6 protein-coding genes and 1 pseudogene are annotated in these 8,350 nt (G+C 32.1%); all 7 read right to left on the reverse strand.

The features are described from left to right. Nucleotides 1-292: pseudogene (locus tag ACIQ16_RS09860) on the reverse strand (ABC transporter substrate-binding protein); the annotation flags it as partial. Nucleotides 293-348: 56 nt separating this feature from the next. Continuing rightward, on the reverse strand, nucleotides 349-2,082 hold the full coding sequence (locus ACIQ16_RS09865) for a BatD family protein (RefSeq protein WP_396151087.1): 1,734 nt from the start codon (nucleotides 2,080-2,082) through the stop codon (nucleotides 349-351). A gap of 236 nt (nucleotides 2,083-2,318) precedes the next feature. Further along, the gene (locus ACIQ16_RS09870) at nucleotides 2,319-3,968 is read right to left on the reverse strand and encodes a VWA domain-containing protein (RefSeq protein ID WP_396151089.1); all 1,650 of its coding nucleotides are present in this window, start codon (nucleotides 3,966-3,968) and stop codon (nucleotides 2,319-2,321) included. Continuing rightward, on the reverse strand, nucleotides 3,968-4,969 hold the full coding sequence (locus ACIQ16_RS09875; protein WP_396151091.1) for a VWA domain-containing protein: 1,002 nt from the start codon (nucleotides 4,967-4,969) through the stop codon (nucleotides 3,968-3,970). The genes ACIQ16_RS09870 and ACIQ16_RS09875 overlap by 1 nt, the downstream gene beginning before the upstream one ends. Beyond that, entirely contained in the window at nucleotides 4,962-6,560 is a 1,599-nt protein-coding gene (locus tag ACIQ16_RS09880; RefSeq protein WP_396151093.1) for a BatD family protein, read from the reverse strand. Before ACIQ16_RS09880 ends, ACIQ16_RS09875 begins: the two co-directional genes overlap by 8 nt. Next, a complete protein-coding gene (locus ACIQ16_RS09885; RefSeq protein WP_396151096.1) occupies nucleotides 6,560-7,426 on the reverse strand; it encodes a DUF58 domain-containing protein in 867 nt (288 codons plus the stop codon). Before ACIQ16_RS09885 ends, ACIQ16_RS09880 begins: the two co-directional genes overlap by 1 nt. A gap of 88 nt (nucleotides 7,427-7,514) precedes the next feature. Next, on the reverse strand, nucleotides 7,515-8,350 hold an 836-nt coding region (locus ACIQ16_RS09890), incomplete at its 5' end, for an AAA family ATPase (protein ID WP_396151097.1).

Genomic DNA, 8,350 nt, shown 5'->3' on the forward strand with positions numbered 1-8,350 from the left:
TTATAAGAATTATTAAACCATTTTTATTTCCAATTAAAGTATAATTGTTTGACGTGTTTAAAATAGCGGTAATTTCATCTGGTTTTACGTCGTTTATTGAAGTAAAAGTGGTTAAAATATTTGAGGAAATGTCTTTATTAAAAACAGAATTTTTTGTGCTGGAAAATACCTTTTGGTCAGAAATACAAATATCTGTAATTTCATTGTATGAAAAATAGCCTTTCCATAATTTCTGTTGCGAAAACGAAACTAATGAAAAACATAAAAATAAATAGGAAACTACTTTTTTCATAAAATAAGTTGAACTACAAATATACACTAAACAAAATTATATTACGATTATTGCCTTTACACGTTAATAATTTGTACTAACTCTTGTAATTTTTCAAAATCCGATTGCATATTTCCATCAGATGTTGGCAAATATCTTGCTTTTTCGCAGTTTTGCAACAGGCCAATAAAATCGTTTGTGTTTTCTGAAGAAATATTGTTTTCTTGAAACTTTTGGATAATGTTTTCTTTATTTAAATCTGCTTTTTCTAAACCAAATTTATACTCTAAAAATTCGGCAATTTTAAGTTCCATTTTCTGATAAAACAATTCCTTTTCTGTCAAATAGATTTGAATATCGTTTACAGAAAAATCCTTTTTTACAGATTTTATTTCTGTTTTTACCTCTTCATCCGTTTCCGATTTGTTTCTTTTTAATGCAAAAAACAATAAAGTCAATCCTGCTAAAGAAACAAGTCCAATAAAATGCATAAACGAAAATTCAAAATCTGATGTTGGTTCTGTTTTTTGAGATTTTTCAGCTAAATTAGATTTTGAAACCGAGGTTACATTCGCTTGATTTTCTCCTTGAAGTACTTCTAAATCTATAGCTTCAGATGAAATGGTTTTGTAGGTTTTTGATTTGACATCGAAAAATGAAAAATACTGTGGTTTTAATTTGAAATCCCCTTTTTCCTGTGGGATAATGGTATAACTATCTTTAATTTTTCCAGAAATTCCATTCATATTTTCGTTCACAAATTCTTGATGTTGCGGCTCGTAAATTTCTAAATTAGCTGGTAAATTAGGTTTAGGGATCTCGAACAATTTTAAATTTCCAGTTCCAGAAACAATCAAGTCTAATTGTAAGGACTCACCTGATTTTAAATTGTTTTTAGATACATTTGCTTGAAAATCAAAAGTTCCAACAGCACCTGTGAAGTTTTCGGGCTTTCCCTTTTCTGGCAAGGCAAGAACCTGAAGGTATTTCGTATTAGAAACAATTTCTCTTCTGGCCACATCATATTCTGGATCGCCAAAAAAGTCTACATCTCCTGTAGGATAACTTATGTTTAAGTCTAAAGTAATTGGTGATATTTGAAGTTTCCCGGTTTTTTGAGGATATAAAATGGCTTTCTTGAAAATCTTAGATTTATATACCCTATTGTTTACAACCATTCGCTCCCATCCGCCTTGAACATCTTCGGTTTGACTCCAAAAATTATTAAATTTTGTAACCATATTTTTATTTAACTCAATTTCTAAATTGGGTGCTAAATAAATGCGATAATTTACCTCAACAGGTTCGTTTACATAGGCGTTGGATTTACTAACTTCAACATCAATAAATAATAAATTATTCGCGCCAGAAATCGACTTGTTTGAGGAATTGGATTTAGAAACAGTTGATGTGTTTTGGTTTCTCTGTATGGCATCGGCAGCTTTTTCGTTGGAAACAGAAACGGCTACAGGTTTTGATGCATAGGTTTTCCCATTAAATTTAATTGTTGCTGGAGAAATAAGTAATCTTCCTGCTTTGGCCGCCTGAATTACATAGGTATATACTTGTTGTATGGCATAATCTCCATTTATGTATTCTTCATTAGAAGAAACGTACGAACCACCTTTATTAAACCCATTAAAATTAGGAGGTGTGAAGTTTGAGCCTTCTTCGTTAAAAATATAAGTAACCTGAATCACTTCACCAATTTTAAGGTTCGTTTTTTCTGCTTTTACCTCTAATTTTACCTGACTTAAAGCTAAAAAAGGAAGCAGTATAAAAGTTAATACTATTTTAATTAATGCATTCATTTTATAAATCTTTTTTAACCACATAGGAACATAGTTTTGTTTTGCGTAAAGGCGTTTCACTTATTTAAAGCAAACATAGCTAAGTTGACTAAAAAAATAAATTAAAAACATAATTTAAGTTTCAAATTACTACTTGAATTTAACCATATGGTTACATCTGTTTTTATTTACAAGTAATTTCTAGATAAAACTTCTTTAAAACAATTCTTTATCTATGTTTCTATGTGTTTATCATTTTACCAATCTTTTTCTGTACTTGTTGTGTTCGTTTTTGTTTTATTTGCGTTTACTTTTTCCTGTACTTTTTTTTCTTCGTTGCTAATTGCTTTTAGCACGTTATCCATTCGTTGTTTGTTTGCGCTTGGTTTTTTTGGCTGACTTTTTTCTTTGTTTTTATTGTCTTTCTTGTCTTGTTGCTTTTTGTCTTTTTGGTTTTTTTTCTTGTTTTTATTTTTCGGATTTGGTTTTGGCGGATATTTTTTTAATAATTTTTTTGCTAACGCTAAATTGTATCTGGTTTTTTCATCTTTAGCGTTCGCCTTTAAAGCATTTTTGTAGGATGCAACTGCCAATTTATAATTTTTATCTTGCATATATGCGTTTCCTAAATTATGATACGCTTTGTGTTTTTGTGCAGAAGTATTTGCTAATAAAGCGGCATTTTTATAATTGCTTATCGCTTCAACATACTTTTTATTTTTATAAATGGTGTTTCCTAAATTATATTCTGCAGGTTGTTTTTGTTTTTTTTCTTTGGCTTTTATCCAACGTAATTGTTTTTCTTTTTGTTGCGAATTATCTGTGTTTTTTTCTTGAGAAAAGGCCATTCCTGAAGTTAAAAACACGAGCAAAAATAAATGTGCCTGGTGTTTTGAAAACCAATTTTTGATGTTTAAATTACTATTTGTAATAAAAAATTCGAGCAAGAGCAATAAAAATGCAATGCCTAAAAACCACTGAAATTGCGATTGTTTTTGTGCCAATTCTTGGGCTTTAAATTCTTGTTGTTTTACGGATGCTAATGCCGATTTTATTGAAGCAACTACTTTTGAAATTTGATTGTCATTGCAATACGTTCCATTGGTTTCTGAAGCTATTTTCTGTAAAATTTCCTGATTTAGTTTCGTAATTACAACTTGTCCGTTTTTATCTTTTTTAACTTGTTGAAATCCGAGTTCGTCTTCAAATTCAATCGTTCCGCCATTTGCGGTTCCTACTCCAACTGTTATAATTTTCACATTTTTTTCTTTTGTTACTTTAGAAATATCAAAAGAAGCATTTTGATGGTCTTCACCATCTGAGAATAAAATAATGGCTTTCCCCGAAGTTGGATTATCAAAGAAATCCACACTGGTTTGAATGGCGCTTTCAATAGCTGTTCCTTGCGAAGAAATTAAATTAGTATTGATACTTTGTGTAAACATTTTTGCCAATTCATAATCTGTTGTCATTGGTAAAACAGGATAGGCACTACCCGCATAAGCTACAATCCCAATTCTATCACTTCCAATAGATTCAATCATTTGTGTCATTATTTGCTTGGATTTTTCCAAGCGGTTGGGCTGAATGTCTTTACACAACATACTTTTTGACACATCAATAGCAAACACAATTTCTACTCCTTTTGAAGGAACTGTTTCAACTTTTGAACCCAATTTCGGATTTACTAACGCCAAAACAATGAAAAAAACAGCCATTATTTGCAACATAAATTTAATACGCGATATCTGTTTTGGTGAATTTACAAGCAATTTTTCAAGGGCTTGTGGCTCGCTAAAAACCGCTTGTTTTTCCGTTTGCCATTTCACATAGGCTTTCTGTGCCACTAATCCAATTGGTAGTAGTAACACTAAAATAAAATAATATGGCGATTCAAATTCAAACATTAGATAAAACTTTTAAATAGCGTTCGACTTAAAACCATTTCTAAAACAAGAAAAAACAACCCTATTAGTAACCAACTACGAAATTGTTCGTCAAATAGCATCAAGCGGTTTTCTATAATTTTAGATTTTTCTAAACCATCAATTTCTTCGTAAATGGCTTCTAACTTAGTATTATCTGTAGCTCTAAAATATTTTCCATTTGTAATCGTAGCGATTTCTTGTAAAATTTTCTCGTCAATTTCCACTTTTTGTGGTTGAAAAACGATGTTTCCATTACTATCTTTTGCTACTGGAAAATTTGCCATTCCGTTTGTTCCAACTCCTACCGTATAGACTTTTATACCAAAGTCTTTAGCAATTTCTGCTGCCGAAATGGGGTCTAAACTTCCCACATTGTTTACCCCATCGGTTAATAAAATGATGATTTTCGATTTTGCTTTGCTGTTTTTAATTCGATTAATGGCAGTTCCTAAACCAATTCCTATGGCGGTTCCGTCTTGTAAAACCAACCCGTTATATTGCACCTCTCTTAAAGCGTTTAGCAACATAATTTTGTCTGAAGTTACTGGCGTTTTGGTGTAACTTTCACCGGCATACACAACTAAACCAATTCTGTCGTTTGTTCGTTTTTGTATAAATGATTCGGCTACTTTTTTTATGGCTTCCAATCGATTTGGTTTAAAATCGGTTGCTAACATACTTCCTGAGACATCGGTAGCAATCACAATATCAATTCCGTTTTTACTGTCGGTAAAATTTGATTTTTGTGTGTTTCTTGGTCGGGCTAACGCTATAATTACAAATCCTAACGCCACAAGCTTTAACAAAAACAAAAACGGTCGACACTTTATAATCCACGATTTTTTTATGGATAATCCTTCCGTGGTGCTGATTTTTAAAGTTGGATTTTGTTTGTTCGCTTTTATATATTGCCAAAACGCCGCTATCGGAAGTACCAATAACAGCCATAAAAAATGGGGATGCATAAAAGCACTATTCATCTTCCTCTTGGTTTACTTGTTCGAGACTATTAGTAACACGATCTATAAAATCTTTAGCTAATTTGTCCTTAGCATCGTGAGTAATTCTTACTTTTTGTAATCCGAAATTATCCGAAATAAAAACGGTAAAAAATCGCATTTGTTTGGTTTGGTTGGCTGAATTAATTTCAAATGTACCTTCTAAAATATCGCCAGACAAATCCTTTACATTTTTAAATTTCTTTGCAGTTGTTTGAATTTTAGTGACTTGCAATTGCATCATTTCGCTCATTTCATCATTAAAAATTGCTTTTAAATCTGTTTTTACAGAATCTTTATAAGCAATCGTTTGTAGCGAAATGGCTAATTTATCCTCTGGTTTTTGCCAAGAAAATTGCGCGATATTTTTAATGTTTGGATTTTTAGATGTCACCAAATCACGAACTAAAATTTCTGGCGTTTCTACTTGCAAAACAGGCAAGCCATATTCTGACACGATCCATTCTTTTTTTAGATAATAATCGGCGTCTTTTCCGTTAATTTTTGCTGAAAAATAATGGGTTACATTTTCCCATCCAAAAAAGGCAACTACAGAAATTATTGCCACTAAAAACGTTACAATAAATGCTGTTTGTCTGATATTTTTATATTTATTTTGTTGCTGTTCTTCCGCTATTTTAGCTATTGCAATTTGTTGTTCTTCTTCAGAAACAGGTAAGGTTTTGTGAAATACATTTATTAGATTCTCTGCTGCTGTTTTGTCTGAACTATGCGATGTTGCATCCACTACAATTTTGGCAAATTTAACTAAATCGGCTTTAAGAAATAACGTTTCAATTTCGGAAATAGTCGTTTCTGAAATTTCAAATTTTTTAAGATGTACTGCCGTTTTTAGTTTCAAAATAAACTGCTCTGTAGTACTTTCTAACGCAGAAAATTCTAACGTTTTTTCAAAATACGATTTTATTATTTGTGTAATATTGGAATAAAACTCTTTAGAATTTGTTTCGGTATTTACTTCTGAAAAACGTAAAAAAGCTTTATTATACGGCGAAACATAAGCATCTGTTTTGCTTTTATTTCGGTGTTTTAATCGCAAAATTACATACAATATGCCTGCTAAGAAAAAAGCAAAAAATACTCCTAAAATTAGTTGAGAATCTGAAAGTTCTTGTGATGTTTCTTTAGTTTTAGAAGTGATATTTTCATCTTCTTTAATATCATACATTTTTTGCTTTGTAGTATCTACTTCTACATCAATTACGGAAATTTCAATACTTTCCGACTTGGTTTTTTCTGTGTTAATTAACACCTCAAGTGCTGGAATTTTATAGGTGCCCGCATCAAATTGGGTAAGATTATATTTTTTTTTCCATTCTGTTTGGTTCCCTTTTTTGTTTTTTTCTGTTGGAAAAGAGTGCACCACTTCCATTTTGCCTATCGAATCTAAATCAGGGAAAAACACAACCTCGTTTTCGTTTACTTTTGTGGTTAACGTAAGTTGAATTTGTTCTCCAATTTTAATTTTCTTTTTAGATACAGTTGTCACTATCGTTTGGGAAAACCCTGCGGAAATTGAAAAAAGTAACAGAAATAAAAAACGTAACTTCATTAGGCTCTACTTTTAAAATAGGTTACTAATTTCGTTACATAACTTTCGTTGGCTTCGGTTTCAACTAATCCTGCGGCACATTTACTAAACGTATTTTGACAGTTTTCTACATTCGTTTTGTACTTATTCTCATATGCCAAACGGGTGCTGCTTGTTTGTGTATCTAACCATATTTTTTCTCCCGTTTCAGCATCTTGCACTTGAACAATTCCTATATTTGGAAGGCTTTTTTCACGGGAATCAAAAATTCTAATGCCTGTTACATCGTGTTTTTTAGCAGCAATTTGTAATGGTTTTTGAAAATCCGCGGTAATAAAATCGGAAATTAAAAATACAATTGCTCGTTTTTTTATGACACTCGATAAAAAATCTAAGGCCACCGCGACATTGGTTTTTTTGCTTTTTGGTTGGCATTCAATTACTTCTCGGATGATTCGTAAAACGTGCGATTTTCCTTTTTTTGGTGGAATAAACAATTCTATTTCATCGGTAAATAAAATTAAACCAATTTTATCATTGTTTTGCGTGGCAGAAAATGCAAGTGTTGCCGCAATTTCAGCTACCAACTCATTTTTACTTTGCGATGTAGTTCCAAAACTTTGCGAATCGGAACAATCGATTAGTAACATCATCGTTAATTCGCGTTCTTCTTCGAATATTTTAACAAAGGCATCGTTATTTCTTGCGGAAACATTCCAATCTATGGCTCTAAAATCGTCACCATATTGGTATTGTCGCACTTCAGAAAATGTCATCCCACGTCCTTTAAACGACGTGTGATAGTGTCCCGAGAAAATATGATCGCTCAATCTTCGGGTTTTGATTTCAATTTTTTTGACTTTCTTCAGTAACTCTTTCGTCTCCATTTTGGTTTTGTTTCAAGCTATTTTTGTTTCAAGTTGTTTTTGTTTCAAGTTGTTTTTTGAACCTGAAACGTTAAACCTGAAACAAAAACTACGGAACTTGTACCTGATTTAAAACTTTATTGATAATGTCTTCTGAAGTGATGTTTTCGGCTTCGGCTTCATAAGTAATGCCGATTCTGTGGCGTAATACATCGTGTACCACCGCTCTAACATCTTCAGGGATGACATAGCCTCTTCTTTTGATAAAAGCATAACATTTTGCGGCTAAAGCCAAGTTGATACTTCCACGTGGCGATGCACCAAAACTAATTAGTGGTTTTAAGTTTTCTAATCTATATTTTTCTGGGTAACGCGTGGCGAAAACAATATCTAAAATATATTTCTCGATTTTCTCGTCCATATATACTTCTTTAACCGTTTGTTGGGCTTTTAAAATTTGTGCTACACTAACCACAGGATTAATAGTTGCTGTGGTTTCCATTAAACTGTTACGAATAATAAGTTGTTCCTCTTCCATTTTCGGGTAATCGACAATGGTTTTTAGCATAAATCGGTCTACTTGTGCTTCTGGTAACGGATATGTTCCTTCTTGTTCTACAGGGTTTTGTGTAGCCAAAACTAAAAAAGGCATGTCTAATTTATACGTAGTTTCACCAATTGTTACTTGCTTTTCTTGCATAGCTTCCAATAAAGCAGATTGCACTTTAGCAGGTGCTCTATTGATTTCATCTGCCAGAACAAAATTGGCAAAAATGGGTCCTTTTTTTACAGAAAATTCATTTTCTTTGAAATTGTATACCATCGTTCCTACCACGTCTGCAGGAAGCAAATCTGGTGTAAATTGAATACGATGAAAAGTACCGTGAACGGCTTTAGATAAGGTGTTTATGACTAAGGTTTTTGCCAAGCCCGGCATTCCTTCTA

It is taken from the genome of Flavobacterium sp. (assembly GCF_044360715.1).
Lineage (GTDB): Bacteria > Bacteroidota > Bacteroidia > Flavobacteriales > Flavobacteriaceae > Flavobacterium.